Genomic DNA, 25443 nt, shown 5'->3' with positions numbered 1-25443 from the left:
TCGCGGCCTGGGCCGGAAATGTCAGGCGAACGATGGTTGCCCGATGCGGGTCAGCGGCCGTCGAGGAGGGGCTGCGCGGGGTCCCAGCGGGTGCCGTCGGCGGCGTCCCTGCGGCGGCGGGCGATCGCCGACAGCGCCTCCAGCACGACCCGGTTGCCCAGGTACGCCGTGATGTCCGCGTGGTCGTACGGCGGGGCCACCTCGACGATCTCCAGGCCGACGACGGGCAGCTCGTAACAGGTCCTGCGTACGGCGTCGAGGAGCTGGCGGGCCGACAGGCCGCCCGGTTCGGGCGTGCCGGTGCCCGGCGCGTGGCCCGGGTCGCAGACGTCCACGTCGACCGACAGGTAGACCCCGTCGCAGTCGTCGAGCGCGATCGCGTAGGCCTCGGCGAGGCACTCGTCGAGGCCTCTGGTGACGATCTCGGTCATCTCGTACGACCGCATGCGCTGCCCGGCCATCCAGTCGAGGATCTCCGGCCCCGGCCAGTAGCCGCGCAGGCCGATCTGCAGGAAGCGGTCGCCGCGGACGGCCCCCGACTCGATGAGCCGCCGCATCGGCTGCCCGTGGCCGTGCAGGTGGCCGAACTCGATGTCGCCGGTGTCGGCGTGCGCGTCGAAGTGGACCATCGAGATCCGGCCGAAGCCGTGGTGGCGGGCCACGCCGGTCGCGTCGGGCAGGGCGATCGTGTGGTCGCCGCCGAGGACGACGGGGATCGCCCCGGAGGCCGCGATCCTGGCGACCGCGTCCTCGATCGCGCGCAGGCTGCCCTCGATGTCCCCGGCGTAGGTCTCCACGTCTCCGGCGTCCAGCACCCGCAGGTCCTTGAGGGCGTCCACGCGCAGCGCCAGGCTGGGGCGGGAGCCGTCGTGGGGGAGATAGCAGGTCTGGCGGATGGCGTTCGGGCCGAAGCGCGCGCCCGGGCGGTGGGAGGTGCCGCCGTCGAACGGCGCGCCCAGGATGACGACGTCGGCGTCCGCGTAGCCGGCCGGGTCGTCGAGGTCGCACCGCTCGACGCCGAGGAACGTGATGTCGGGACCGAACATCTGGCCGTAGCGGGACAATCCAACTCCTGAGATCGAACCGGTCTTATCGGCCATCACATGCTATTAGCTGACATGCTGCGCTTTGACGAGGAACGGGTCGAGCAGGCCCGGGGTGCCCGCGGCGGCCAGGCGCAGCGCCTCGGCGAGGTCCACGTCGGGCACCTGGTAGCCCTGCTTGCCCGCCGCGGTGGTCGCCGTCAGCGTCGCCAGGCGGGCCCGGCGCTGGAAGAACGACCGCTCGATGTTCCAGCCGATGACGCCGTCGCACTCCAGCGCCACCCGGCGGCGGGAGAGCGAGCCCCAGCGGGTGACCAGATAGCCGGACGTCAGAGCGTGGCCGAGCGAGCGGTAGCGGTCGGCCGCCAGCAGGGCGGTCAGCGGCAGCAGGGCGGCGGCGGTGAGCCACGTCCACGAGGGCAGCCCGGCCCACCACCACAGCGCGAGTAGCACGGCCAGCACCAGCGCGTGCACGCCGTACGCCCGGGTGAACCTGCGGCGCAGCGCGGCCGGGCCGTGCGCGGTCAGGTCCGCGGTGACCGGCGAGGCCTCCACGGCGGAGGAGGCGACAGAGGCAGAGGTGGCCGGGGAGGCAGGGGTGGCAGGGGCGGCGGAGGGGGTGCCGGCAGCGCGGGGGAGCACGAGCCGGGCAACCGACACGGCGTCCGCGCGCGGCGCGGGCGGCAGCAGCATCGACCCGCCGCGCTGGGAGCCCTGCGCCGTCCGCAGCCCGGTCGTCACCGCGGACAGCCGGGCCCCGCGTACGGCGCGCAGCAGCAGCGGCTCACTCACCTCGACCCCGCGCAGTCGCCGTTCCTCGATGGTGGTGGCCCGGGTGGTCAGCAGTCCCCGGGTCACGTGCAGGGTGCCCTCGGTGTGCCGGGTCAGCCGGAAGTTGCCGAAGGCCAGGACGTAGCCGAGCGTGGAGGCGACGCTCACGAACACCGCCAGCACGAGCACCACGGTCGCGATCTCCAGCAGGAGCGACATCGCGCTGAACCACCGCCAGGTCTCCTGGACCGGCCCGACCCTGCCGAGGTCGACGTTGCCCTCCGAGACCAGGCGGGACGCGAAGCCGGCGATGACGCCCACGGTGACGAGCCCGGACATCGTGAACGGCCCGAACCTCACCCACGCGGGACGCATCCGCGCGAGTTCGGTCTCCGCGGCCGGCGTGCTCCCGGCGGGGGGCGCCACGGGCGCTGCCACCGGAGCCCCCTCGGCCACCGGAGCCCCCTCGGAAGGGGTGACGGGGGCGGCGGGGGAGCGGTGCAGCAGCTCCACCCGCAGGCGCGCGGCCTCGGCGGCGGTCAGCGCGTCGAGCTTGAGCCGGCCCTCGCGCCTGCGCTCCGACGTGCCCGTCCCCACCTCCACCCGGGCCAGGCCGAGCACGCGGTGCAGCACGTGGGAGGTGACGTCCACCGTGCGGACCCGGTCGCGGGGCACGGTCACCACCTTGCGGGTCAGCAGGCCGCGGCGGACCTGCACGTGCTCGGGGGTGATGCGATAGGTCGTGGTGAACCAGCGGAGCATGCCGAGCACGACCATGAGGCCGACGCCCCCGATGCTCCACCACTGGCCCTGCCCGCCGCTGCTCGTTCCCGCGACCAGCAGGCCGAGCAGCGCCGGGGCGGCCCGTACGACCTCCTGGAACGGGTGGATCACCAGCATGCGCGGGCTCAGCCGCCGCCAGGCCAAGGTCGTCTCGATGACGTCGATCACGTCGCGTCACCCGCCGTCGCCTGCGCGGTCGCGGTGAGCTCGGCGACCAGGCGCTGGGCCGTGTCCCGGTCGAGACCGCTGACCTTGATCGGGCCGGCCGCGGAGGCGGTGGTGACGGTGACGTTGGCCAGGCGGAAGATCTGCTCCAGCGGGCCGCGCTCGCTGTCCACGGTCTGGATGCGGGAGACGGGTGCGATGCGCCACTCCTGCTTGAACCAGCCCGACTGGGTGAAGACGGCCGCGGACGTGGCCTCCCAGCGGTGTACCCGGTAACGCCACTGCGGCATGACGGTGACGTGCGCCACCGCGGCGACGGCGGTGACGACGAGAACGGTCACGTGAGTGGTGGCGGGCCACTTGTCACCGTCGCCGTCGGCCACGAGCCAGACGACCTGGGCCGCGAGGAGGACCAGCCAGCCGAGGGCGGCCCGTGCGGTCCAGTACCAGACGGCGGTACGGCTCACGCGGTGCTGAGGAGATCGGAGGGTCGGGGTGTCCACGCCTCAACTCTGCCCGATCCCGCGCGTCCTGGTGTAGTGAGGCCGATCCGGGTTCTCCCGGGACAAATGTCATGTCCCGGCGCCGCAGGGCGGGTCAGAGGGCGGACAGCAGCCTGTGGACGTGGGAGAGCGGATCGGCGCCCACCGGGCGGACGGCGACCGTGGACACGCCCGCCTCCCACAGCGCCCTGACCTGCGCGGATGCCTCCTCCGGCGAGCCCGCCGCCATGACGACCTCCTCCGGCGCCACCTGGAGGAACCCCGCCTGCTCCTCCGCCGCCCGCCGCATGGCCGTGCCCGCGTCGTCGCCGACGTAGAGGTGGACGAACGCCACCACTTCATGATCGCCGGTCGCGCCGATTCCCTCGATCATGGACCGCAGCCGCTCCGGGGCGAGGCCCTCGGGAAGGATGGTGCCCTGGGCGACCCGTCCCGAAAGGGCCAGCGAGCGCGGGTTCACCACTCCGGCGAGGACGGGCGGCGGCTCGGCCGGCGGGTGGACGAGGCGGACGCCGTCCAGGCTCACCTCGCGTCCGTGCAGGGTGACGGTCTCGCCGCGCAGCAGCGCCCGTACGGACGTGATCGTCTCCTCCAGCAGCGACAGCGGCGAGGCGGCGGCGGCGCCCACCTGGCGCATCCACGCCTGCACGCCGTGCCCGATTCCCGCGGCCAGCCGCCCCGGGTGGAGGCGGGCCAGGTTGGCCAGCTCCATCGCCAGCAGCATCGGATTGCGCAGGGGCGCCGGAGTGATGCCGATGCCGACGCGCAGGCGCGAGGTCGCGGCCAGTGCCGTCGCGGCCGAGGAGATCGCGCCCGTCCAGCCGAGATCCTCCACCACCCACAGGTCGGAGACCGCCGTGCCGTCGAGCTCCCTGGCGAACGACGGAAGCGACTCCGGCGGCAGATCGCGGTCGAAGACGACTCCAAGCCTCACGGGCGGCCCTCCGGAACAAGCGAGATCGGCTCTGTTGCCTCCCGAGTATCCATGACGGGGACAGGCGTCACACGCGGGGGCGGGGGGCGGAAGAGGAGGGCCGGGCCACGGTGGGCCCGGCCCGGATCATGGTGGCACCGGCCGTTCGGCCGTCACTCGCTCGCGCCCTCGGCGGGGCGGTTGGCCTTCTTCGCCTGCTTCGCCGAGCGGGCTTCCTTGATGGCCGTCCTCTTCGCCTTGCCGGTGGACTTCGCGGGCTTCTTCTTCTGAGCGTCGTCAGCCATGATTCCCCCGAATGTACGAGATGCGCCTTATGTGCACATCTGTGGGGATTGATACCCAAGTGAGGCGTGAGACACCCGGCCGGTACGGCTCGCGCCTCCAAGGTGCGAGCCGTACCGGTGCGTCCGGTCAGACCATCTGGCGCTGCTCGGCGCTGAGCGGGGCCGCGATGTCCTCCAGCGAGCGCCGGGCCGCCTCCACGCCCATGAACCACTGCACCAGCCCGGCCGCCATCATCAGGACGGCGCCGACGACGTAACCGACCACGACGTTGCCGACGACCCCGCTCTCCACCAGGCGGCCGAACAGCACGGGCCCGATGATGCCGCCGAGCCCGGTGCCGACCGCGTAGAACAGGGCGATCGCCAGCGCTCTGGTCTCCATGGGGAAGATCTCCGAGACCGTCAGGTAGGCGCTGCTCGCCCCCGCCGAGGCGAAGAAGAAGACCACCATCCAGCAGGCGGTAAGGGTCACCGGCGTCAGCACGCGCGCGTCGAACAGCGCGGCGGTGCCCAGCAGGAGCAGGCCGGACAGCACGTAGCTGCCCGCGATCATCGTCCGGCGGCCGACCGTGTCGAAGAACCGGCCGAGCAGGACCGGGCCGAGGAAGTTCCCGATCGCGATCGGAACGAGGTACCACGGCGTGCTGCCGTCCGGCACCTTATAGAACTTCGACAGCACCAGCGCGTACGTGAAGAAGATCGAGTTGTACAGGAACGCCTGACCGATGAACAGCGAAAGGCCGACGGTCGTGCGCTTGGGATAGCGGCGCAGCAGCGTGGCCGCCACCTCCGCGAGCGGGGTGTGCGTCCGCTGGTTGATCCGGATCTCCCCCTGGGCGGGTTCGAGCGTCTTGCCGCTCTCCTCGCGGACCTTCGTCTCGATCTGCGTCACGATCTCCTCGGCCTCGCGTTCACGGCCGTGGATGAACAGCCAGCGTGGGCTCTCCGGCACCGTGCGGCGGACCAGCAGGATCGCCACGCCGAGGATGGCGCCCAGGCCGAACAGCAGGCGCCAGCCGAGGTCGGCCGACAGCAGGCTGGTGTCGAGCGCCGGGATCGCGATGAGCGCGCCGAGCGCGGTGCCCAGCCAGAAGGAGCCGTTCACCACCAGGTCCACCGTGCCGCGCACGCGGGCCGGGATGAGCTCGTCGATCGCCGAGTTGATCGCGGCGTACTCGCCTCCGATGCCGGCGCCGGTGAAGAACCGGCACAGGTAGAAGTACCAGGCGTCGTGCGAGAACGCCGTGGCCACGGTGGCGGCGAGGTAGACGGCGAGCGTCACCAGGAAGAGCTTCTTGCGCCCGAACCGGTCCGTCAGGTGGCCGAAGAAGAGAGCGCCGAGACAGGCTCCCGCGACGTACACGCCGGCGGCGATCCCGACCTCGCTGTCGGTGAGACCCAGCCCGCTGCTCGGGTCCGTGATCCGGGGCCCGATGACCCCGACGATGGTCACTTCGAGCCCGTCGAGGATCCAGACGGTGCCGAGTCCGATGAGCACGAGCCAGTGCCAGCGGGCCCAGGGGAGCCGATCCAGCCGCGCGGGAATGTCGGTGCTTATTTGCGCCATATCGTCCCCTTCTTCGGAAGATATGGCGCCCGTCTACCCCGGATCCGGCTGGAAATTCGTTCTGCTTCTCAACGGCCTCGGCCGTGGTGGCGCGGAGCGGTGTTCAGGCCGTCCTCGTGCTCCCGCTCTCCACGCCCCTTGGTGGCGGTACGGCGGTGTCGTGTCCGAGCTCGAACCACACGCAGACCCCGGTGCGGGTGGCCGACACGCCCCACCGGCGGGTGAAAAGGTCCACCAGGTGGACGCCGCGGCCTGGCGTCAGCTCGGGAGACGTCCAGCACCCGCACCCCTGTGTCGACAGCGTGACGCGGACCGCGGCGGGCGTGGCCAGGACCGACACGCCGTACCCCGGCGGGCGCCCGCAGGAGGCCGCGTGCCGGAGCGACTCGGCGGCCAGCTCGCCGATCAGTTGCACGGCGTCGTCGCGGCAGGGGTGGTCGTCGCCGAGACGGCTCGCCACGAACCGCCGGGCGGCCCGCACCTGGGACGGGTCTCCCGAGAAGGGGCGTGAGATCGCGATTCTCCCCAAGAGGTTGAGAATTGTCATCCCGTGATAACTCCCTGTGCACCCGTCTGCGGATGGCGATTCGAGGTCCGTGCAAGACTGCGTTCATCCTGCACTTTGCAAAACGGCTACGCAATATGGCGAATGCACGATGGCATAGTTTCCTTTTGCGGCGAAAGGGAGAGTTCGGCTCATGAGGGGAGTGGGTGGCCCTACAGTCCGGCTTCGCCGGCTTTCCGGTGAGCTGACGCGTCTGCGGCGTGAGGCGGGGTTCGTCCGCGAGGAGGTCGCCCGGCGGCTCGGCGTGGCGGCCTCCACCGTCTACCGCATCGAGGCCGGCCGCACCCGCCCGCACACCCGGACCATCCGCGACCTGCTCGACCTCTACGGCGTGGAGGGCTCGGCGCGGGACGCGCTGGTCGAGCTGGCCAGGGACGCCGCCCGGCGGGGATGGTGGCGCGCCTACGACGACGTCCTGCCCGGGCCGTACGTCGGGCTGGAGGCCGAGGCGTCGTCGGTGCGCAACTACGAGCCGCTGCTGGTCCCCGGGCTGCTGCAGACGGAGGACTACGCCCGCGCGGTCATCGGCGCCGCCCTGGTCAAGGACCCGGCGGAGATCGAGCGGCGGGCGGCCGCCCGGATGGAGCGCCAGCGGCGCCTGACCGGGCCCGCCCCACTGGAGCTGTGGGCCGTCCTCGACGAGGCGGCGTTGCGCCGGCCCGTGGGCGGCCCGCCCGTGATGGCCGAGCAGCTGCGCAGACTGCGGGAGACGGCCGTCCAGCCGAACGTCACCGTGCAGGTGGTGCCGTTCGACGCGGGCGCCTACCTCGGCATGGGCAACTCGACGGCCATCCTGGCCTTCCCCGATCCCGGCGACGCCGACGTGGTGCTGCTGGAGAACATGAGCGGCGAGCTCTACCTGGAGGATCCGGCGGAGATCCGCGGATATGTCCAGGTCTTCGATCATCTTCGTGCCGCCGCGCTCGGCCCGGAGAAGTCCATGGAAATGATTATTTCGGTCGAGAAGGAGATGGCTGGACGATGAGGGGACTCGTAGCGGCGGATGACCTGGCGTGCGCGGTCTGGCGCAAGGCGGCGCGCTCGAACACCGTCGGCAACCAGTGTGTGGAGGTCGCGCGCCTGCGCGACGGCGTCGCCGTGCGCGACTCGAAGGATCCCCAGGGGCCGCGGCTGATGTTCACCCCCGGCGAGTGGGAGGCGTTCGTCGACGGGGTCAAGGGCGGGGAGTTCGACCTGTCCTGAAACCTCCTGTCCCCGTACGGCATCGCGGGCCGGTCCGGTTCGGCCGGTCCGGAATGGCGGGCGCTTCACCGGGCAGGAGACCTGGCATGCGAAGGGAAGACGACAGATTCATCGATACCGAGGACGAGCCGGACATCGCCGGTGAGTGGGCTCCGTCCGAAACGGACCCGCCGAACGCGGAGCCGGACGACAAGAACCCCGACGAGCGCTGGGACAAGCCCACAGAGGTGTGAGGGAGGACCGTTATGACCATGGGAGTCGACCCGCGGGACCTGGGCGACGAGGACCTGCTCCGCGAGTTGCGCCACCTGCACGAGACCCGCACGGAGACGTTTTTCCACGGATCGGACGACGCGCTGGAGCGCCACACCTCGCGGACGCAGGAGCTGGAAGGCGAATACCTCGCGCGCTTCCCGGACCGGCAGGTCGATCCGGAGCGGCTGCGTGAGGGGGCGAGACAGCGCAGTGCCTGACGAGGAACGCCTGGAAGACGTCCAGCAGATGACGGCGGCGGACATGACGGTCTACGAGGCCGTCGCCGCCCTCAACACAAAGGAACGGCCCGCGACCGCCGCCGACGTCGCCGCGATGACCGGCCTTCCGGAGGACGACGTACGGCGGTGCCTCACCAGCCTGGCCGAAGGCGGCAGGCTGGTGCCCAAGGGCGACGCCTACACTCTCGGCACCCACGACTGGGGGCTCGAATACTGACGGCCCGGCCGGGCCGGACGCGCTCAACGGGCGGGCTTTGCTCCACCACTGAGCGGACGCGCTCACGGGCGGGCGGGTGCTCCGGCCGGCCGTGATAGTCGCGCTCTGGTGAGCCTCGGGAGCGGCCATCGCGGGCGCGGTGGTACAGGGCACGGTCTTACGCCGGCCTCCGCACCCCGCCCGCCCCCGGCGCTCGCGCGCCGGCGGCGAGGCGGGCGGCGGAGGTCAGGAGCAGGCGGAGGCGAGCTGCTGCGTCGCCTGGGTGGCCTTCTGGCCGAACTCGGCGAGCTTGGTTGCGGCGGCCGGGTCAGAAAGGTCGATCGTGAAGGACCCCCACGAGTCGGCCATGCCGGCGAGCGCCACCTGCAGGTCGCCGTCCGCCTTGCCGGACAGGTCCTTGAGCTGCGCGGCAAGGTCGCCGGTCGCGGTGTTGATGCCCTTGATGTCGCCGGCCGCGGCGGCGGCCTTGGAGCTGTAGTCGGTGAACGCCTTGGTCGCCTCCTCGCAGACGGCCGTCTGGCCCCCGCTGCAGGCGGCGGTCAGACCGAGAAGGGCGGACGCCGCGACGACGGCGAGGCTGTTCCTGAGGATGTTCATGGTGCCTTCCTGGGTGATTTGCAACGCGTCAGACACTAGGAATCGCCTCTTTCACAGTGCTTTCAGCCCGCTTGCAACCGTGTCGTCGAAGATCCTTGGCCCGGCCGCTCCGCGTCGTATGCTTGCCGCCATGACGCGACGGCTTGCGGAGGTTGCGAAGAAGGTCGGGGTCAGTGAGGCCACGGTGAGTCGCGTCCTCAACGGCAAGGCCGGGGTCTCCGAGGCCACCCGGGAGGCCGTGCTGACGGCTCTCGACGTGCTCGGCTACGAGCGGCCCACGCAACTGCGCGGCGAGCGCGCCCGCCTGGTCGGGCTCGTCCTGCCCGAGCTGCAGAACCCGATCTTCCCGGCGTTCGCCGAGGTCGTCGGTGGGGCGCTGGCCCAGCAGGGGTTCACCCCCGTGCTGTGCACGCGTACGGTCGGCGGGATCTCCGAGGCCGACTACGTGGACCTGTTGTTACAGCAGCAGGTGTCCGGAGTGGTCTTCGCCGGGGGGCTCTACACCCAGACCGGCGTCGTCCACGGGCACTACGTGCGGCTGGTCGAGCGGCGGCTGCCCACCGTGCTGGTCAACGCGGCCGCCGATCACTGGGACTTCCCCCGAGTCTCCTGCGACGACACGATCGCGCTGGAGCAGGCGCTGGGCCACCTGCGCGCGCTCGGCCACCAGCGGATCGGCCTCGTCGTCGGCCCCGCCGACCACATGCCGTCCATACGGAAGCTGGAGGCGTTCCGGGCCGCGGGCGGCGAGCTGGTCGAGCACACGATGCACTCGCTGGAGGGCGGCCACGCGGCGGCGCTGAAGCTCGTGCGGCAGGACGTCACCGGGATCGTCTGCGGCAGCGACCCGCTGGCCCTCGGGGCCATCCGCGCGGCGCGGCGGGCCGGTCGGCGCGTGCCCCAGGACGTGTCCGTCGTCGGATACGACGATTCCGCGCTCATGACGTGTGTGGACCCGCCGCTGACGACGGTGCGTCAGCCGATCGAGGCGATGGGCCGGGCCGCGGTGGAGCTGCTGGTCAGCCAGATCGAGGGCGCCGCGGTCGCGACGGGTGAGCTGTTGTTCGAGCCGGAGCTGGTCGTCCGCTCCTCCACCGGCCGCGTCGGCGTCCCCGTCGCCTGACGGCCCGCTGAGGGGGCCATGCTGTGTGGGGGAGCCCGGAGGAGGAGGCGTCCACTCCTCCTCCGGGCGTCCCGTTCCGGGTTACGAGGCGTACGCCTCGAACTCGGAGATCTGGGCGGCCGGCCAGCCGGTGTTGCCGGTGACGTTCAGCCGCAGGTAGCGCCGGGCGGCGGCGGGCACGGCGACGGTGACGGTGTTGCCGGTCGCCGGGTCGAACGTGTATCCGGCGGATCCGGCGATCGTGGTGTAGTTCGTGCCGTCCGTGCTGCCGAGGATCGACAGCGTCTGGGTGCGGGCGCCCCAGGCGGTGCTCGGCGGCAGCTTGAGCACCACCCTGCCGACCGTGACGGACGCGCCGAGGTCCACAGTGATCGACTGCGGGAAGGCGTTGTTGGCCGACTCCCAGTAGGTGCCGGCGTTGCCGTCCACGGTGTTGGCCGCGACGTACACGTCGGCGTGGCTGCTCGCGCCGACCGCCTTGCCCCGGGCGAGGTTGCCCGTGGGCAGCGGGCTGGGCGACGGGCTGGGGGAGGCGCTCGGTGACGGGCTGGGCGACGGGCTGGGTGATGGGCTGGGGGTGCCGCCGGTGCCGTACACCTCGAAGGCCGACAACTGCGCGGCGGGCCAGCCGGTGTTGCCGGTGACCGTCACCCGGACGTGGCGGACGCTCGCGCCGGTGAAGGAGATGCTCGCCGTGTTCCCGGTGGCCGGGTCGAACGTACGGCCCGCAGAGGGGGACAGCGGGGTGTAGTTCGTGCCGTCCGTGCTGCCGAGGACCGCAAGGGTCTGGGTGCGGGTGGCCCAGGCCGCGCTCGGCGGCAGCTTGAGCACCACTCGCTGGACCGGAGTCACCGCGCACAGGTCCACGGTGATCGACTGTGGGAAGGCGTTGTTTGCCGACTCCCAGTAGGTGCCGGCGTCGCCGTCCACGGTGTTGGCCGCGACGTACGACTGGGTGCTGCTCGTCGCCGTGACCGTCTTGCCCCGGGCGAGGTCGCCGCTGCCGGGAGCGCATGCCGTCGGGCTGGGCGAGGGGGAGGGGGAGGGCGACGAGGAGGGCGAGGTGGACGGCGACGGGCTCGGGCTGGGGTCGCTGCCGTCGTAGACGTAGTTCGGCGCGGGCCACTGGCCGGTGCAGACGGTGGAGGCCGGGCTCCAGCCGGAGTTGCCCGTGCCGTAGGTGGGGGCGAATCCGGTGCCGACGCAGTTGTGGATCGCGACGCCCGCGCCGATGTGCGCCGCCCGGACGTTGGTGAAGCTCGCCTTCGCCGCCGACTGCGCCTGGATCATGTACGTCCCGGTGCCGTCGATGTTCACGTTCGAGAAGTTGACGGTCTGGGTGCTGCCCTCGATGAACTGGACGGCCTCGTAGGAACTGTCGATGACGTCGGTGTCGGTCACGTTGATCGTCGCGTTGACCGGCTCGTTGAGGCCGTCGAACCAGATCGCGCCGACGCCGAAGTTCCAGTTGTAGTCGCTGTTGCCGGCCCGGATGAGGGTGTTGCGGGCGACCGTGATCGTGCCGGCGACCGCCGTGCCCTGGCCGGAGTTCACCCCCGGATAGCGGTTGGCGACGTGGATGCCGCCGCCGTTGGTGACCGTGTCGCTCACCACGTTGTCGGTGATCTTTATGTCCCGGCCGCCGTACGTCACGATGTTGTTGGCCAGGACCGGCGCGACCACGGTGTTGGACGTGAACGCGTTGTTCACGTTGGCGATCCGGTCGGGCCACATCGCCAGGCCGTCGTCACCGCTGTTGCGGACGAACGTGTTGGTCACCGTGGAGTCGGTGACACCGGTGTGGAAGTTCACGCCGTCGGCCGTCTGGTCGAGGATGCGGCTGTTCTTCAACGTGAAGTCGTCCATCGGGCCGTCCATCCAGGCCCCGACCTTGGTGTGCTGGATCCACAGGTTGTCGACCACCGAATCGGTCATCGCGCCCCCGAGGGCGTTGACCTGGTCCTCGTCCACCCGCTCCGTGATGTCGCCGATGATCGCGAAGTCCCGCAGGGTGACGCCCCGGCTCGGCCCGCCCGCCTCGTGGGACCGGATCGGCCCGGTGTAGCCGCCGCCGCTGACGTACTTGCCGTAGACGCCGACGGCCCGGTTGCGCTGGGTGGGATGGCGGCCGGTGAGCACGCTGTACCAGGGGCCGGCGCCGCGCAGCGTGACCCCGTCGACGACCACGTGGTCCCACAGGGTGTAGGTCCCGGCCGGGATGTAGACCTCCTTGCCCTGGGCCTTCCCGGCGTCGACGGCGGCCTGGAAGGCGGCGGTGGAGTCGCTCGTGCCGTTGCGGTCGGCGCCGAAGTCGTCGACCGACAGCGACCCGGCGGGCCGGGAGATCGGGTCCGGCACGAGCTCGAAATCGGCCAGGTCCACGACGACCCACGGCGCGACCGAGGTGGAGGCCACCTGGATCCGCACCTTGGTGCCCGCCGCCAGGGTCGATCCGAACATCGTCCGGGTCTCGTCGTAGAAGTGGTGCGGCTTGTCGCCGGGGGTGTTGCCGAACGGGTAGCCGCCGTAGAACCAGCCGTACCGGGAGGTGAACTGCAGGTCCTTGAGCTTGGTCCCGTTGATCCGCAGATCGACCGGTGCCGTGATGCCCGTTCCGGCCGCGTTGTCCGGCACGCTGTAGCGCACGGTCATGGCGTTGGCGGGCTTGGGCAGGGTGAACTCGACGTACTCTCCCGGGGCGTCGAGGCGTACGGCCCGGCGGCCCGACGCCTCGGACGGCAGGTGGGTGTAGACGCGGTCCGGGCCGATCTGCTCGCCGTTGGTCGCGGCGGCCTCGGCCTCGATCTCCGTGAACGGCACGGTCGCGCCTCGTCCCGGGACGGAGAAGGGCGACGGCGAGGCCGCGGCCGACGACGTGCCGGGGAAGGCCACCACACTCCCCACAGCGATCAGCGCCCCCGCCACCGCGACGGCGGTTCCGGATCTTCTCATGAGGTTCCTTTCTGCATGCGAGACCCGGGAGATGCGGCGTGGACGCTGAACCGCCACACCTCCGAAGAAGGTGAGTGGCCCACACGATAAGTTGGCAAACATCCTTCTGCAATATTGCGACGAAAAGTCGCAAGATGACATGCACATTACGACGAGACGTAATCCCAGCCACGGGGCCTCTGGACCGCTCCGCATACCGGCCGGAGGACGGGCGGGGTGGCGCCGTGCCGATCACCCTCGGGTGCGAAGGGCCCGCCGACGTCGGCCCCGAGTGTGGTGGGGGCCTGACCTGCTGTTCGTGAGCGTGTGCGCAAGCGTATGAAAGTGCTTGCGCTCGTTGTCGTATAGTTGCGGCCATGACACGACGGCTTGCGGAAGTGGCCAAGAAGGTGGGCGTGAGCGAGGCGACCGTGAGCCGCGTGCTCAACGGCAAGCCGGGGGTCTCCGACGCCACCAGAGAGGCGGTGCTCACCGCGCTCGACGTGCTGGGATACGAGCGGCCCACCCAGTTGCGCGGTGACCGCGGCAGGCTCGTCGGCCTGGTCCTCCCGGAGCTGCAAAATCCCATCTTCCCGGCGTTCGCCGAGGTCGTCGGGGGTGCGCTGGCCCAGCAGGGGTTCACGTCCGTGCTGTGCACCCGGACCGTGGGCGGCGTCTCCGAGGCCGACTACGTGGACCTGCTCCTCCAGCAGCACGTCTCCGGCATGGTCTTCGCCGGCGGCCTGTACGCCCAGGGGGACGCCTCCCACAGCCACTACCGCAGGGTCCTCGAACGCAAGCTGCCGACCGTGCTCGTGAACGCCGCGGTCGAGCATCTCGGGTTCCCGCAGGTGTCGTGCGACGACGTCGCCGCAGCCGAGATCGCGCTGGCCCACCTCATGGCCCTCGGGCACCGTCAGGTCGCGATGCTGCTCGGCCCGCCCGACCACGTGCCGTCCCAGCGCAAGCTCGCCGCGTTCCGCGCGTACGCCGCCGCCAACGGCCTGGAGCTCGGCCCCGACCACGTCGAGCACACCATGTTCTCGCTGGAAGGCGGGCACGCCGCCGCCGCCCGCATGGTGGCCGCGGGCGTGACCGGCATCATCTGCGCCAGCGACGTGCTCGCCCTCGGCGCGATCAGGGCGGCCCGCCGGGCGGGGCTGTCGGTGCCCGAGGACGTCTCCGTCATCGGCTATGACGACTCGGCGCTGATGAACTGCGTGGACCCGCCGCTGACCACGGTCCGCCAGCCCATCGACGCGATGGGCAGGGCGGCCGTCGAGCTGCTGGTGGCCCAGATCGACGCGGCCGTGGTGCCGGGGGACGAGCTGTTGTTCGAGCCCGAGCTGGTGGTACGCGCCTCGACCGCCCCCGCCCCCCGCTCCTGACGGGCTGCGCTGGTCACCGCCACGAACCTCGGCGCGCTTGGGCCGCGTCATGGACCTTCGCGGGATCGGTGAGCGGATCGGTGAGCGTGCTGGACCTTGGCGGGATCGGTGAGCGCGTTGGACCTGGGCAAGTCGGTCACTGCGCCGGAAGGAAACTCCGGTCCTCGCGAAGCCCGCTCCGCTGGGCCTTCGCTGCGGTCCTCGCTCCCTTCCGCTCCGCTCCCTCCACCCCGATGTCTTGGGCGGCGTTCCCGTCCCGTCGAACAGCGCGCGGAGCGCCGGGGGCGGGCGGGTGCGGAGGCCGGCGTAAGACCGTGCCCTGTACCACCGCGCCCGCGATGGCCGCTCCCGAGGCTCACCAGAGCGCGACTGTCACGGCCGGCCGGAGCACCCGCCCGCTCGTGAGCGCGTCCCCGGCTTCAAAGCCCGCTCGTGGCATGCCAGCGGCAGACCGATCACTGTCACTTTTTTGCAGAGTTAATGACGGACTATTGCTCAGTCCTGCATGCCTCTGTATGTTTCTCGCAACCGAGCGGATCGGGGCGCTCCAGTCGGCCCCGAGACGTGTGCTTCGACGGGTCGTGGTGCGCGGTTCCAGAAGGGAACGAGGATGAAATCCCACAAGCTCTCGATACTGCTGGTCTCGGGACTTGCCATTGCAGCGGCCGCGGCGTGCGGCACCGACGACAGCGGTAACGGCGGTGACAAGGCAGGCGCGGCGCCCAGCAGTGCCGGGCCGGTGTCGATCTCGGTCAACTGCGAGCCGCCGAAGACGAACAAGGCGGAGCGTGCGACCTTCGAGGAGGACCTGGCGGCCTTCCAGCAGCTGAACCCCAACATCAAGGTCTCGAAGGTCACCGACGCGTTTCCCTGCTACGACCCGCGGACCTTCGAGCCCAAGCTCGCCAGCGGCGAGCTCGAAACGGTGTTCTACGTCAACTTCCCCAACGTGGGCCGCCTGATCGAGAGCGGCCAGGCCGCCGACCTCACGCCGTACGTCAACGAGATCAAGACGTTCGCGGACTACAACAACTCGATCGACCTGTTCAAGAAGGACGGCAAGATCTACGGCCTGCCGACCGACGGCTACGGCATGGGCCTCGTCTACAACAAGGAGGTCTTCACCAAGGCCGGTCTCGACCCGAACAGCCCGCCCACGACCTGGGCCGACGTGCAGGCCGCCGCCAAGAAGATCGCGGGGCTCGGTCCCGGCTACGTCGGATACGGCGAGTACAGCGGCAACAACGTCGGCGGCTGGCACTTCACCGCCTCCATCTACGGCCGCGGCGGATCGGTCATCACCGACGACGGCAAGAAGGCCGCCTTCAACACCCCTGAGGGCAAGGCCGTGCTGGAGAACCTCCAGCAGATGCGGTGGGCCGACAACAGCATGGGCTCCCAGCTCTACATCGACTGGCCGGCCCTGATGAAGGCCATGGCCGGCGGCAAGATGGGCATGATGCTGGGCGCGCCCGACGTGCTCATCTCGCTCCGCAACGACTTCGGCGGCAAGTTCGAGAACTACGCCATCGCGGCCCAGCCCGAGGCCAAGGCCCTGTTCAACGGCGGCGCCGGATACATGATCAATCCCAAGGCCACGCCCGAGCAGATCAAGGCCGGCCTCAAGTGGATCGAGTACAAGTTCCTCACTCCCGGCAAGGGACAGTTCGACTACGTGCGGGCCAAGGGTGCGGACCTCACCGTCGGCCAGCCGTACCCCGATCTGTACGGCGCGGACACACCGGCCGGCCAGGCCGTGAACGACCTGCGTAAGGCGAACGCGAACATCGACGCCGCGCAGTTCGCCGGCTGGGTGGAGGGCTCCAAGGGCATCCCGGCGAAGGCGGAGCCGGGGCCGTACGCCCAGGAGATCTACAAGATCCTCGACACTCCGATGTCGGCCGTGCTGACCCGCAAGGACGCGAACATCGACCAGCTCCTGTCCGACGCCGAGTCGAAGGTCAACTCCCTGCTGGCCTCGAAGGGCTGACCGCCCTGATAATCCGGGCCTAACCCGGGGCGCCGCCCGCCACCGTTGGACACGTGTGGCCGGCGCCCCGGCAATCACGTCGAGATCGGATTCACAACGATGACCACAGCGAGCATCCCGGCGGCGGGCGGCGGGCGGCGGCAGCCGACGAGACTGCGGCGCGCCGTGCGGCGCAACGTGACCGCATACGGCTTCCTGTGCGGAGCTCTGATCTGTTTCGGGTTCTTCTCCTGGTATCCGATGGTCCGGGAGGTCATCCTCAGCTTCCAGAAGACCAACTTCGTGGATCCGCCCAGATGGGTGGGGCTGGAGAACTTCCGTACCGTCGTCAACGACCCGACCTTCGGACCGGCCTGGGTCAACACCGCGCTGTTCACGGTGCTCGCCCTGGTGTGCGGCTACGGGATCCCCTTCGTCGCCGCGATCGTCCTGAACGAGCTGCGGCACGCCCGCGCCTACCTGCGCTTCGTGGTCTACCTGCCGGTCATGCTGCCGCCCGCGGTGAGCGTCCTGCTGTTCCAGTGGTTCTACAACCCGGACTACGGGCTGTTCAACCAGGTCCTGGACCTGTTCCACCTGCCCGGCCTGCAGTGGCTCAACTCGACGAGCACCGCGCTGATCTCGCTGGTCATCGTCTCCACCTGGATGAACATGGGCAGCGGCACGCTGATCTACCTCGCCGCCCTGCAGACGATCCCGAGCGAGCTGTACGAGGCCGCGGAGCTCGACGGCGCGGGCCTGTTCAAGCGGATCCGGCACGTCACGATCCCGCAGACCAAGCTGATCCTGCTGGTGATGCTGCTGCTCCAGATCGTGGCGACCATGCAGGTCTTCATCGAGCCCTACCTGCTCACCGGCGGCGGCCCCGAGAACGCCACGGTCAGCGTCGTCTACCTCATGTACCAGTACGCCTTCAACTTCGGAAACCTCAACGCGGGCAACGCGCTCGGCCTGATGCTCATGCTCCTGCTCATGGTGTTCTCCGCGATCTACCTGCGCGTCTCGCGCGACAACACGGTGTGAGGGGAGCGACCATGTCCGACACCACGGTCATGCCCGACCGCTCGGCGGAGACGCCGGCCTCCCCGGCCCGGCACGAGCGCCGCGGGCAGTGGCGGCCGCGCAAGCCGATGAACACGCAGTTCCGCACGGCCGTCTCGCCGCACCAGCTCAACACGGCGCGTGGCCGGATCATCTACTGGATCGTGCTGGTGATCGTGGTGGTGAGCTTCACCGCCGCGTTCGTCTTCCCGCTCTACTGGATGATCACCGGTGCGATGAAGTCGACCGAGGAACTCAACGCGATCCCGCCGACCTTCCTGCCGTCGCACTTCTCTCTGGACGGCTACCTGGAGGCGTGGGACCTGCTGGGTCTCGGCACGCTGCTCGGCAACACGGCCCTGTACGCCGGGGGCGCCTGGCTGCTGACGCTCGCGGTGGACGTCTCGGCGGCCTACGCCCTGTCGAAGCTCCGCCCGGCGCTTGGCAAGGTCGTGCTGGCCCTGATGTTGTCGACGCTGATGATCCCGCCCATGGTCATCATGCTCCCGGCGTACCTGACGGTGCAGGACGTGCCGTTCTTCCACTGGAACCTGCTCAATACGCCATGGGCGATCTGGCTGCCGGCCGCGGCCAACGGTTTCAACGTCTTCCTGCTCAAGCGGTTCTTCGACTCGATCCCCAGGGAGCTGCTCGAAGCCGCGGAGATCGACGGCGCGTCACCGGGCCGCATCCTGTGGTCGGTGGTGATACCGATCTCCCGGCCCATCCTCGGTGTGGTGTCCATCCTCACCGTGGTCAACGTCTGGCGCGACTTCGTCTGGCCCCTGCTGGTCCTGCCGGACAGCGACAAGATGTCGGTGAGCATCGGCATCGCCTCGCTGTCCTCCCAGATGCCGCAGAACGTGCTGGTCGCCTCCCTGGTGATCGCGAGCATCCCGACCATCGTCGTCTTCTTCCTGTTCCAGCGGCACATCATGGCCGGTCTCACCGCCGGCAGCCTCAAGGGCTGACCGCCCCCCGTCGCTGTTCACTCGTCACCCGTAAGGAGTTGTATTCAGCATGCCCGGCAACACCTCGACCCTCGATTGGTGGCGCGGGGCCGCGATCTACCAGGTCTACCTGCGCAGCTTCGCCGACGGGAACGGCGACGGGACGGGTGACCTGGCGGGGCTGCGGTCACGCCTGCCCTACCTGGCGGATCTCGGCGTCGACGCCATCTGGCTGAACCCGTGGTATCCCTCACCCATGGCCGACGGCGGCTACGACGTCGCCGACTACCGCAGCATCGAGCCGGTCTTCGGCACCCTGGCCGAGGCGGAGAAGCTGATCGAGGAAGCCCACGACCTGGGCATCCGTACGATCGTCGACGTCGTCCCCAACCACGCGTCCGACCAGAACGCCTGGTTCCAGGAGGCCCTCGCGGCCGGTCCCGGTTCGGAGGCCCGGGAGCGGTTCTGGTTCCGCCCCGGCGTCGGCGACGGCCCGCCCAACGGCTGGCAGTCGATCTTCGGCGGCCCGGCCTGGACGCAGGTGCCGGACGGTGAGTGGTATCTGCACCTGTTCGCCCCCGAACAGCCCGACTTCAACTGGAACAACCCGGCCGTCCGTCAGGAGTTCCTGGACGTGCTGCGGTTCTGGTTCGACCGGGGCGTGGACGGCGTACGCATCGACTCCGCGGCTGTGCTCGTCAAGGACCTCGACAGTGTGGAGGAGTCGTACACCGACCACGACGGGGTCCACGAGATCTACCGCGAGTGGCGGCGGGTGTCCGACTCCTACGGCGGGCGGATCCTCATCGGGGAGGTGTGGCTGCCCGACCAGGAGCGGTTCGCCAACTACCTGCGCCCCGACGAGCTCCACACCGCGTTCAACTTCGACTTCCTGTCGAGCGCGTGGGAGCCGGCCGCGCTGCGCGCCAGCATCGACCTGACCCTCGCCACCCACGTGCCGATCGGCGCGCCCGCCACCTGGGTGCTGTCCAACCACGACGTCGCCCGTCCGGTCACGCGCTACGGCCGGGCCGTCACGTCCTGGGACAACGCCGAACGCCGGGACGGCATGCCGTCCGACCTGGAGCTCGGCCGCCGCCGGGCGCGGGCGGCGGCGCTGCTCGCGATGGCGCTGCCCGGGAGCGTCTACGTCTACCAGGGGGAGGAGCTCGGCCTGAACGAGGTCGAGGACATCCCCGAGGAGCTCATCGACGACCCGATGTGGGAGCGTTCCGGCCACACGGTCCGCGGCCGCGACGGCTGCCGGGTGCCGCTGCCGTGGTCGGGTGCCGAGCCGCCGTTCGGCTACAGCACCGGCGAGCCCTGGCTGCCGCAGCCGGCCGGCTGGCGTGGCCTCACCGTGGAGGCGCAGGAGGCCGATCCGGGCTCGATGCTCTGCCTCTACCGCTCGGCCCTGCGCCTGCGCCGCGAACTCCTCGGCGACGGCACGCTGACCTGGCTGCCGTACGCGGACGAGGTCGTCGCGTTCCGCCGCGATTCCGGCCTGGTCTGCCTGGTCAACCTCGGCGCCGAGCCGGTCGCGCTCCCGGAGCCGGGTTCTGTGCTGCTGGCCAGCGGTCCCCTCGACGGCGAACTGCTCCCGCCCGACACCGCGGTGTGGATCATGGAGGCCCGATGAGAATCCTGCTGGCGGCGGCCGTCGCCGTCACCGGGCTCATGGCGCTGCAGGCCCCGGCGTCCGCCACGGCGAAGCCCCCCGTCGTGACGCGGGCCGCCCTCGACCCGGCGCTCGTCGCCGGGCGCGGGGCCGACGTCGACTTCGCCGAGCAGGAGGCGGAGAACGCGACCACGAACGGCACGGTCATCGGCCCCGGCCGCGACGCGTACACGCTGCCCGCGGAGGCGTCCGGCCGCAAGGCGGTCAAGCTGACCCCCGGGCAGTACGTCGAGTTCACACTGCCCAGGGCCGCCAACGCGATCACCGTGCGATACAGCATCCCGGACGCTCCCGGGGGCGGCGGCATCACCGCGCCGCTCGACGTCTCGGTGAACGGCCACAAGCGGGCCGGCATGACCCTCACGTCGCAGTACGCCTGGCTCTACAACCAGTATCCGTTCTCCAACGATCCGAACGCCGGGCTGCTGCACCCCGACTGGTGGATCACCGAGTGCTCCTGCGTGCCGGACGCCACCACGCCGGCCCCGGAGATCGCCAAGCCGTACCGGCCGAACCACTTCTACGACGAGCAGCGTCTCCTGCTCGGCCGTACGTACCGGGCGGGCGACACGGTGCGGCTGACGGTCCCGGCGGGGAGCAACGCCGCGTGGACGGTCGTCGACCTGCTCGACTCGCACCTCGTCGGGCTGCCGCACGTCGAGGTCCTGGCGGCGAACGTGCTGCTCTTCGGCGCCGACCCGACGGGTAGGCGCGACTCCGCAGAGGCGATCGACAAGGCGATCGCGTTCGCGAAGCGCACGCACCTGAAGGTCTACATCCCGCCGGGCACCTACCAGGTGAACCGCCACATCGTCGTGGACGACGTGACGATCACCGGTGCCGGAAGCTGGTACACGACCATCAAGGGCCGCCAGGTCGACCTGGACACACCGGCCCCGGACGGCTCGGTGCACACCGGTGTCGGCTTCTACGGCAAGGACGCCTCGGCGGGCGGCAGCCGCAACGTCCACCTGTCCGGTTTCGCCGTCGAGGGCGACGTCCGCGAGCGGATCGACACCGACCAGGTCAACGGCGTCGGCGGCGCGATGAGCGACTCGACCATCGACGGGCTCCACATCCGCCACACCAAGGTCGGCATGTGGTTCGACGGCCCCATGCGCAACCTCAAGATCACCAACAACGTGATCGTCGACCAGATCGCGGACGGGCTCAACTTCCACACCGGCGTGACGGGCTCCGTCGTGTCGAACAACTTCTTCCGCAACACCGGTGACGACGCCCTCGCCATGTGGTCCGAGAAGATCGTTAACGCGGGCAACACGGTCGACCACAACACGATCCAGACGCCCGTGCTGGCCAACGGCATCGCGATCTACGGCGGCACGGACAACACGGTCTCGAACAACCTGATCGCCGACCCGATCAGAGAGGGCAGCGCCATCCAGGTCGGCTCCCGGTTCGGCGCCGAGCCGTTCGCCGGCAAGCTCCGCATCACCGGCAACACCACTGCCCGCGCCGGCACGTACGAGCTGAACTGGAACATCGGCCTGGGGGCCATCTGGTTCTACGCCCTGGAGAAGGACATCGACGCCGACATCGAGGTCAGCGGCGACCACTACCTGGACAGCACCTACAACGCGATCATGCTGGTCAGCGAGTGGTCGGTGAAGGACCAGTACGCGATCCCGAAGGTCCGCTTCAAGGACATCCGGGTCGACGGCACGGGCACCTCCGTGGTCAGCGCCCGCGTGAAGGGTTCGGCGTCCTTCGCGAACGTGGACGCCCGCAACGTCGGCGCGGTGGGCGTCAACAACTGCGGGTCCTTCAACTTCCCGCCCACGGGATCGGAGTTCTCCGTGACCGACCTCGGCGGCAACGACGGCGGCTGGCTCGCTCCTTGGATGCTGCCCAACACCATCACCTGCGACGACCGCCCACCGGTCGTCCCCCCACCCGCCCCGTCCCCCTGGTGACGGAACGCTCGTAGGGGTAGAGGGCTTCCCCGGCTCCGGCCGGGGAAGCCCTTCGTCCGTTCGCGCGGAACCTCAGGGCAGGTCGAAGCGGCCGTCCTTGACGTCCTCGACGAAGGTCTGCCATTCCTCGGCCGTGAAGGTGAGGATCGGGCCCTCGCCGCCTCGCTTTCCGTCACGTACGCCCACGTGTCCATCCTGGAAGGCCACTTCGACGCAGTTTCCGCCGCCGCATGCCCGCCGCCATGTCACCTCGCTGAACGTGGGTCGGCCGGCCATTCACCCTCCCGAATGCTCACCCGCAGGCTGCGTGATTAACCGCGAAAGTACCTAGTTACGCTAAATGTACCTTCGGAGGCCTTACGCGCATAGTGGCCAGTGAGCAGGTCACTTCGTCACGTCGTAGGCACCCGCCTTCGCAGCCGCCAGGAAAGCGTGCCATTCCTGCGCTGAATAGAAGAGCGTGCCCGCGTTGGGATTCTTCGAATCCCGCAGAGCAACCCCTCCGTTGACCTGGGAAAACTGTACGCAGTTCCCACCGCTGCAACGCGAGGAGATGCGCCATTCCGGCTCGGTGGCCGGCAACTCGTCGGATAGTTTCATCTGTTCATGTCTCTCGGCTAGAGTGTCCGCAGAGACGTAGGCGCTCCTGAGTGGTCAATATTTCAGGTGGTGCTGAAGTCCGTTTTCGCACCGGCAATGTGCTTGAGGGACTCGTTGGGGGAGAGCGCCACCGCGCGCAGGCGGTCGACCCCTTCCCGATAAACGGCTAACTCGTTCGGCCTCTCCAGATACTCGACCCGGTCCAGCGACTCCCGGTAGACGACGTCCGGCAGGCTCTGGTCCTTGAACTTGAACATCACGAACGGGTCGTCCGCGCACATGTATGGCCCGGCGGTGAATGGGATCACCTGTACCGTCACATGCGGTGCCTGTCCCAGGACGAGCAGGCGCTCCAGTTGCGCCTCCATGATCGCGGGATCTCCCGTCACCCGGCGCAGTGCCGCCTCATCGATGAAGGTCCGGTAGCGGGGTGGATCATTGCGCAGCAGGAGATTTTGACGACTCATGCGGGCTTCGACCCGTCGTTCCAGCACTTCCTGCTCGATGCCTGGGAGTAGGCCGCGGATCAGAGCGCGGGCGTACTCCTCGGTCTGGAACAGGGCGGGCAGGTAATTAATCTGCAACTCGGTGATGGAGGATGCGGCCGCCTCCAGATCCATGAAGGTGTAGATCGCGTCGTAGCCGAGGTCGCCGTACTCCTGGCGTAGGCCGGGAAGGCGGGATTCCCTCGCCCAGTTCATCAGTTGCCGGACGAGGTTCTCGTCCGACACCCGGTAAATACGGCACAAGTCGCGCACATCTCGCTGACTGACGCCCCGTTGCGCCGTCTCCATTCGACTGATCTTGGCTGGGCTGCACAGCAGTTCCTCGGCTGCCTGCTCCACCGTCAGGTCGGCGGCGTGCCGCAGTTCTCTCAACCGGCTGGCCAGCTGGCGCCGGCGAAGTGTCACGTTCGTCCCGGCCATGAGCGGTCACCTTCTGAGCCCGTGAAGCGTGTAGATCCGCACGTTACCACGCAGCTGGCAAGTACCGCCGGGGAATGCCAATGGTAATTGCCAAAATGCGATTGCCAACGGCAAAGGAGGGGTACGAAACACGGCATAAGCCTCAACGTGGCGGCTGGACCGGCCGGTTCCCGGAGGGAGGCGATGCGCATCGGGGCCTTGTCTTTCGGCCCCTATCCCCTGAAACGCGCTGCTGGGCCGATGGTGGCACATCGACCCAGCGCAGACGACCATCCAACCTGCCTGATCAGCAAAGGGATGATCCCGTGCACTGTAACAACAAGAACATGCGCGTTCCTTCCCCTCCAGGGTTACGGATGCGCATCATCGCCCTCCTTTGGAAGGCGGGCGAGGAGGCGTTCGCCGAGATCGACGCGTTCGCGTGGGTGCAGCGCTGGGAGATCCGGCGCACCTGGCACACGCATACCTACCGCGACACGCGGTTCGACGCGCTCACCGCCTGCAAGGTCTGTTCCGCCAAGGGGCGGTGCCCCACGGGGCTGCCGTGCCGCCGATGCCGGGGCACCGGGCGGGTCAATCTGCTCGAACCGCCGGCCTCCCGCCGGCCCGAGCGACCCTCGGGCGGCCGGTCATGAGGCACCAGGTCCGACGGAACCCGCACCTGGTCCTGCGTTTCATCGAGCGGGAGACCTCTCCCGTCGCACGGCCGGGACCGCTGTTGGTGCTGTGGAGGTGGCGTTACGAGGCGGTGCTGGTGGTTGGAGGGCCGGCGGTCGTGATCATCGCTGTACGGACGGCGGGCCCGGCCGTCACGATCGTCACCGGTTCCCTGGTCTGCCTGCTCGTTCTGCTGTGGCCGCAGGCCCGCCGGGAGGTGGCGGCCCGCTTCTGGTGCGTGGTGACGCCCCACCGTGTACGGAAGGCCTGCGCCGAGGCGTTGATCGTCAACCGGCGGGGCAAGCTGCCCATGATCCTCCGTACGAGGCCGGAGCCGTTCGGCGAGCGCCTGTGGGTGTGGTGCAGGGCGGGGACCAGCCCGGGCGACCTCGAACGGGCCCGGGACATGATCGCCGCCGCGTGCTGGCTGGCCCAAGGGGTGCGGATCACCAGGGATCCTCAGCGGACGTCGCTCGTCATCGTGGACGTGCTGCGGCGCACTAACCGCCCCGTCCCCTCGGAGTCGGCGGAGGCGGGGGAGCGGACGCTGACCCGATTCCGGCCCTGACCAGGAGGGCGGGCCTGCGGAGAGGTCAGGCAGGGGGCTTGTCGGCGGCGGGGACGGGGGACAGTTCGACCGTGCAGAAGGCACAGCGGCGGGCGTCGACGGGGATGTCCGACAGGCACTCGGGGCACTTCTTCTCGGCAGCCTCCTTTTTGGTGTCGAAGTGGCTCAGGAAGCGGGTCATCGGCAGGACGACCAGCCAGTAGATCACGGCGGCGACGATGAGGAACGTCAGCAGGTGGTTGACGAAGTCGCCGTACTTGAACACGGCGCCGTTGACGGTGAACTTGTAGCTGGAGAAGTCGGGTTGCCTCCCGCCGGTGACGGCCGCGATCAGGGGGGTGACCAGGTCCTGCACGAGGGCCTGGATGAGCCCGCTGAACGTCGCGCCCACGACCACGGCGACGGCGAGCTCCACCAGATTGCCCCGCATGAGGAACTTCTTGAATCCGCTCATGAGACAACGATCTATCCGGTTCTGCCTTTCCTGTGCAAGGGCGTGACCCGGACAGTGGACCGTAGGAATCGGGGAGG

The 25443-nt window shown here is 69.7% G+C and carries 27 protein-coding genes; 14 read left to right on the top strand and 13 right to left on the bottom strand.

Annotated features, from left to right (window positions below):
- Window positions 1-50: 50 nt before the first annotated feature.
- From speB to FLX07_RS16235, 7 genes are all read right to left on the bottom strand, one after another.
- The gene (gene speB / locus FLX07_RS16260; RefSeq protein WP_142571608.1) at window positions 51-1064 is read right to left on the bottom strand and encodes an agmatinase; all 1014 of its coding nucleotides are present in this window, start codon (window positions 1062-1064) and stop codon (window positions 51-53) included.
- 45 nt (window positions 1065-1109) lie between these two features.
- Entirely contained in the window at window positions 1110-2765 is a 1656-nt protein-coding gene (locus FLX07_RS16255) for a PH domain-containing protein (RefSeq protein ID WP_208762233.1), read from the bottom strand.
- Window positions 2762-3265, bottom strand: a complete 504-nt coding sequence (locus tag FLX07_RS16250; RefSeq protein WP_142571607.1) for a PH domain-containing protein — start codon at window positions 3263-3265, stop codon at window positions 2762-2764. Before FLX07_RS16250 ends, FLX07_RS16255 begins: the two co-directional genes overlap by 4 nt.
- A gap of 94 nt (window positions 3266-3359) precedes the next feature.
- Window positions 3360-4199: an LLM class flavin-dependent oxidoreductase gene (locus FLX07_RS16245; RefSeq protein WP_142571606.1), complete on the bottom strand. Its 840-nt coding sequence runs from the start codon at window positions 4197-4199 to the stop codon at window positions 3360-3362.
- A gap of 152 nt (window positions 4200-4351) precedes the next feature.
- Window positions 4352-4483: a hypothetical protein gene (locus tag FLX07_RS38430; RefSeq protein ID WP_256863183.1), complete on the bottom strand. Its 132-nt coding sequence runs from the start codon at window positions 4481-4483 to the stop codon at window positions 4352-4354.
- A gap of 127 nt (window positions 4484-4610) precedes the next feature.
- A complete protein-coding gene (locus FLX07_RS16240; protein WP_189105003.1) occupies window positions 4611-6050 on the bottom strand; it encodes an MFS transporter in 1440 nt (479 codons plus the stop codon).
- Between the two features lie 103 nt (window positions 6051-6153).
- Complete coding sequence (locus tag FLX07_RS16235) at window positions 6154-6597, bottom strand: ATP-binding protein (protein WP_167748263.1); 444 nt, start codon at window positions 6595-6597, stop codon at window positions 6154-6156.
- Window positions 6598-6748: 151 nt separating this feature from the next.
- Here FLX07_RS16235 and FLX07_RS16230 point away from each other — a divergent pair, with 151 nt between their 5' ends.
- The 5 genes from FLX07_RS16230 to FLX07_RS16215 all read left to right on the top strand — a co-directional run bounded on the left by FLX07_RS16230 (window position 6749) and on the right by FLX07_RS16215 (window position 8529).
- A complete protein-coding gene (locus FLX07_RS16230; protein WP_142571604.1) occupies window positions 6749-7600 on the top strand; it encodes a helix-turn-helix domain-containing protein in 852 nt (283 codons plus the stop codon).
- Complete coding sequence (locus FLX07_RS16225; protein ID WP_142571603.1) at window positions 7597-7818, top strand: DUF397 domain-containing protein; 222 nt, start codon at window positions 7597-7599, stop codon at window positions 7816-7818. The genes FLX07_RS16230 and FLX07_RS16225 overlap by 4 nt, the downstream gene beginning before the upstream one ends.
- 86 nt (window positions 7819-7904) lie before the next feature.
- Entirely contained in the window at window positions 7905-8051 is a 147-nt protein-coding gene (locus tag FLX07_RS36465) for a hypothetical protein (RefSeq protein ID WP_167748262.1), read from the top strand.
- 12 nt (window positions 8052-8063) lie between these two features.
- The gene (locus FLX07_RS16220) at window positions 8064-8291 is read left to right on the top strand and encodes a DUF6158 family protein (RefSeq protein WP_142571602.1); all 228 of its coding nucleotides are present in this window, start codon (window positions 8064-8066) and stop codon (window positions 8289-8291) included.
- Window positions 8284-8529: a helix-turn-helix domain-containing protein gene (locus FLX07_RS16215; RefSeq protein WP_142571601.1), complete on the top strand. Its 246-nt coding sequence runs from the start codon at window positions 8284-8286 to the stop codon at window positions 8527-8529. Before FLX07_RS16220 ends, FLX07_RS16215 begins: the two co-directional genes overlap by 8 nt.
- Before the next feature lie 225 nt (window positions 8530-8754).
- On the opposite strand, the gene FLX07_RS16210 is transcribed toward FLX07_RS16215, so the two are convergent.
- Window positions 8755-9126 (bottom strand): hypothetical protein, encoded by a 372-nt coding sequence (locus FLX07_RS16210; RefSeq protein WP_142571600.1) that lies wholly within the window; start codon window positions 9124-9126, stop codon window positions 8755-8757.
- A gap of 130 nt (window positions 9127-9256) precedes the next feature.
- Between FLX07_RS16210 and FLX07_RS16205 the strand changes: the two genes are divergently transcribed.
- Window positions 9257-10249 carry a LacI family DNA-binding transcriptional regulator gene (locus FLX07_RS16205; protein WP_142571599.1) on the top strand — a complete coding sequence of 331 codons (993 nt, stop codon included), beginning with the start codon at window positions 9257-9259 and terminating at the stop codon, window positions 10247-10249.
- 81 nt (window positions 10250-10330) lie between these two features.
- Here FLX07_RS16205 and FLX07_RS16200 read toward each other — a convergent pair whose 3' ends face one another.
- On the bottom strand, window positions 10331-13201 hold the full coding sequence (locus FLX07_RS16200) for a discoidin domain-containing protein (RefSeq protein ID WP_142571598.1): 2871 nt from the start codon (window positions 13199-13201) through the stop codon (window positions 10331-10333).
- Window positions 13202-13557: 356 nt separating this feature from the next.
- Between FLX07_RS16200 and FLX07_RS16195 the strand changes: the two genes are divergently transcribed.
- The 6 genes from FLX07_RS16195 (at window position 13558) to FLX07_RS16170 (ending at window position 22161) form a co-directional block, all read left to right on the top strand.
- Window positions 13558-14568 (top strand): LacI family DNA-binding transcriptional regulator, encoded by a 1011-nt coding sequence (locus FLX07_RS16195; protein WP_142571597.1) that lies wholly within the window; start codon window positions 13558-13560, stop codon window positions 14566-14568.
- A 610-nt stretch (window positions 14569-15178) separates the two neighbouring features.
- Window positions 15179-16558, top strand: coding sequence for an extracellular solute-binding protein (locus FLX07_RS16190; RefSeq protein WP_142571596.1), 1380 nt, complete (start codon window positions 15179-15181; stop codon window positions 16556-16558).
- A 99-nt stretch (window positions 16559-16657) separates the two neighbouring features.
- Window positions 16658-17581, top strand: coding sequence for a carbohydrate ABC transporter permease (locus tag FLX07_RS16185; RefSeq protein WP_142571595.1), 924 nt, complete (start codon window positions 16658-16660; stop codon window positions 17579-17581).
- 11 nt (window positions 17582-17592) lie between these two features.
- Window positions 17593-18570: a carbohydrate ABC transporter permease gene (locus tag FLX07_RS16180; protein WP_223853438.1), complete on the top strand. Its 978-nt coding sequence runs from the start codon at window positions 17593-17595 to the stop codon at window positions 18568-18570.
- 49 nt (window positions 18571-18619) lie between these two features.
- The gene (locus tag FLX07_RS16175) at window positions 18620-20188 is read left to right on the top strand and encodes a glycoside hydrolase family 13 protein (RefSeq protein ID WP_142571594.1); all 1569 of its coding nucleotides are present in this window, start codon (window positions 18620-18622) and stop codon (window positions 20186-20188) included.
- Complete coding sequence (locus FLX07_RS16170) at window positions 20185-22161, top strand: glycosyl hydrolase family 28-related protein (protein WP_142571593.1); 1977 nt, start codon at window positions 20185-20187, stop codon at window positions 22159-22161. The genes FLX07_RS16175 and FLX07_RS16170 overlap by 4 nt, the downstream gene beginning before the upstream one ends.
- A 72-nt stretch (window positions 22162-22233) precedes the next feature.
- Here the strand turns inward: FLX07_RS16170 and FLX07_RS38425 are convergent, their stop codons facing one another.
- From FLX07_RS38425 to FLX07_RS16155, 3 genes are all read right to left on the bottom strand, one after another.
- Window positions 22234-22437 (bottom strand): DUF397 domain-containing protein, encoded by a 204-nt coding sequence (locus tag FLX07_RS38425; protein WP_142571592.1) that lies wholly within the window; start codon window positions 22435-22437, stop codon window positions 22234-22236.
- Window positions 22438-22545: 108 nt separating this feature from the next.
- Window positions 22546-22761 (bottom strand): DUF397 domain-containing protein, encoded by a 216-nt coding sequence (locus tag FLX07_RS16160; protein ID WP_142571591.1) that lies wholly within the window; start codon window positions 22759-22761, stop codon window positions 22546-22548.
- A gap of 62 nt (window positions 22762-22823) precedes the next feature.
- Window positions 22824-23687: a helix-turn-helix domain-containing protein gene (locus FLX07_RS16155; RefSeq protein WP_142571590.1), complete on the bottom strand. Its 864-nt coding sequence runs from the start codon at window positions 23685-23687 to the stop codon at window positions 22824-22826.
- 356 nt (window positions 23688-24043) lie between these two features.
- Here FLX07_RS16155 and FLX07_RS16150 point away from each other — a divergent pair, with 356 nt between their 5' ends.
- Together FLX07_RS16150 and FLX07_RS16145 are read left to right on the top strand one after the other, a co-directional pair.
- Window positions 24044-24322: a hypothetical protein gene (locus FLX07_RS16150; protein WP_142571589.1), complete on the top strand. Its 279-nt coding sequence runs from the start codon at window positions 24044-24046 to the stop codon at window positions 24320-24322.
- Window positions 24319-24912 carry a hypothetical protein gene (locus tag FLX07_RS16145; protein WP_142571588.1) on the top strand — a complete coding sequence of 198 codons (594 nt, stop codon included), beginning with the start codon at window positions 24319-24321 and terminating at the stop codon, window positions 24910-24912. Before FLX07_RS16150 ends, FLX07_RS16145 begins: the two co-directional genes overlap by 4 nt.
- Window positions 24913-24937: 25 nt before the next feature.
- On the opposite strand, the gene mscL is transcribed toward FLX07_RS16145, so the two are convergent.
- On the bottom strand, window positions 24938-25366 hold the full coding sequence (mscL, locus tag FLX07_RS16140) for a large conductance mechanosensitive channel protein MscL (RefSeq protein ID WP_142571587.1): 429 nt from the start codon (window positions 25364-25366) through the stop codon (window positions 24938-24940).
- Window positions 25367-25443 lie beyond the last annotated feature (77 nt).

This window comes from Microbispora bryophytorum (genome assembly GCF_006874465.1).
Classification (GTDB): Bacteria; Actinomycetota; Actinomycetes; order Streptosporangiales; family Streptosporangiaceae; genus Microbispora; species Microbispora bryophytorum.
This window is presented reverse-complemented; position numbering and strand designations above follow the sequence as displayed.

Bases quoted from the DNA above. Each gene is read 5' to 3' on its own strand.
- FLX07_RS16195 (WP_142571597.1), top strand. From the start codon at position 13,558: ATGACACGACGGCTTGCGGAAGTGGCCAAGAAGGTGGGCGTGAGCGAG.
- FLX07_RS16235 (WP_167748263.1), bottom strand. From the start codon at position 6,597: ATGACAATTCTCAACCTCTTGGGGAGAATCGCGATCTCACGCCCCTTC.
- FLX07_RS16205 (WP_142571599.1), top strand. From the start codon at position 9,257: ATGACGCGACGGCTTGCGGAGGTTGCGAAGAAGGTCGGGGTCAGTGAG.
- FLX07_RS16240 (WP_189105003.1), bottom strand. From the start codon at position 6,050: ATGGCGCAAATAAGCACCGACATTCCCGCGCGGCTGGATCGGCTCCCC.
- FLX07_RS38425 (WP_142571592.1), bottom strand. From the start codon at position 22,437: ATGGCCGGCCGACCCACGTTCAGCGAGGTGACATGGCGGCGGGCATGC.
- FLX07_RS16170 (WP_142571593.1), top strand. From the start codon at position 20,185: ATGAGAATCCTGCTGGCGGCGGCCGTCGCCGTCACCGGGCTCATGGCG.
- FLX07_RS16210 (WP_142571600.1), bottom strand. From the start codon at position 9,126: ATGAACATCCTCAGGAACAGCCTCGCCGTCGTCGCGGCGTCCGCCCTT.
- FLX07_RS16160 (WP_142571591.1), bottom strand. From the start codon at position 22,761: ATGAAACTATCCGACGAGTTGCCGGCCACCGAGCCGGAATGGCGCATC.
- FLX07_RS36465 (WP_167748262.1), top strand. From the start codon at position 7,905: ATGCGAAGGGAAGACGACAGATTCATCGATACCGAGGACGAGCCGGAC.
- FLX07_RS16190 (WP_142571596.1), top strand. From the start codon at position 15,179: ATGAAATCCCACAAGCTCTCGATACTGCTGGTCTCGGGACTTGCCATT.
- FLX07_RS16200 (WP_142571598.1), bottom strand. From the start codon at position 13,201: ATGAGAAGATCCGGAACCGCCGTCGCGGTGGCGGGGGCGCTGATCGCT.
- FLX07_RS16185 (WP_142571595.1), top strand. From the start codon at position 16,658: ATGACCACAGCGAGCATCCCGGCGGCGGGCGGCGGGCGGCGGCAGCCG.
- FLX07_RS16155 (WP_142571590.1), bottom strand. From the start codon at position 23,687: ATGGCCGGGACGAACGTGACACTTCGCCGGCGCCAGCTGGCCAGCCGG.
- FLX07_RS16175 (WP_142571594.1), top strand. From the start codon at position 18,620: ATGCCCGGCAACACCTCGACCCTCGATTGGTGGCGCGGGGCCGCGATC.
- FLX07_RS16180 (WP_223853438.1), top strand. From the start codon at position 17,593: ATGTCCGACACCACGGTCATGCCCGACCGCTCGGCGGAGACGCCGGCC.
- FLX07_RS16145 (WP_142571588.1), top strand. From the start codon at position 24,319: ATGAGGCACCAGGTCCGACGGAACCCGCACCTGGTCCTGCGTTTCATC.
- FLX07_RS16220 (WP_142571602.1), top strand. From the start codon at position 8,064: ATGACCATGGGAGTCGACCCGCGGGACCTGGGCGACGAGGACCTGCTC.
- FLX07_RS16150 (WP_142571589.1), top strand. From the start codon at position 24,044: ATGCGCATCATCGCCCTCCTTTGGAAGGCGGGCGAGGAGGCGTTCGCC.
- mscL (WP_142571587.1), bottom strand. From the start codon at position 25,366: ATGAGCGGATTCAAGAAGTTCCTCATGCGGGGCAATCTGGTGGAGCTC.
- FLX07_RS16225 (WP_142571603.1), top strand. From the start codon at position 7,597: ATGAGGGGACTCGTAGCGGCGGATGACCTGGCGTGCGCGGTCTGGCGC.
- FLX07_RS38430 (WP_256863183.1), bottom strand. From the start codon at position 4,483: ATGGCTGACGACGCTCAGAAGAAGAAGCCCGCGAAGTCCACCGGCAAG.
- FLX07_RS16230 (WP_142571604.1), top strand. From the start codon at position 6,749: ATGAGGGGAGTGGGTGGCCCTACAGTCCGGCTTCGCCGGCTTTCCGGT.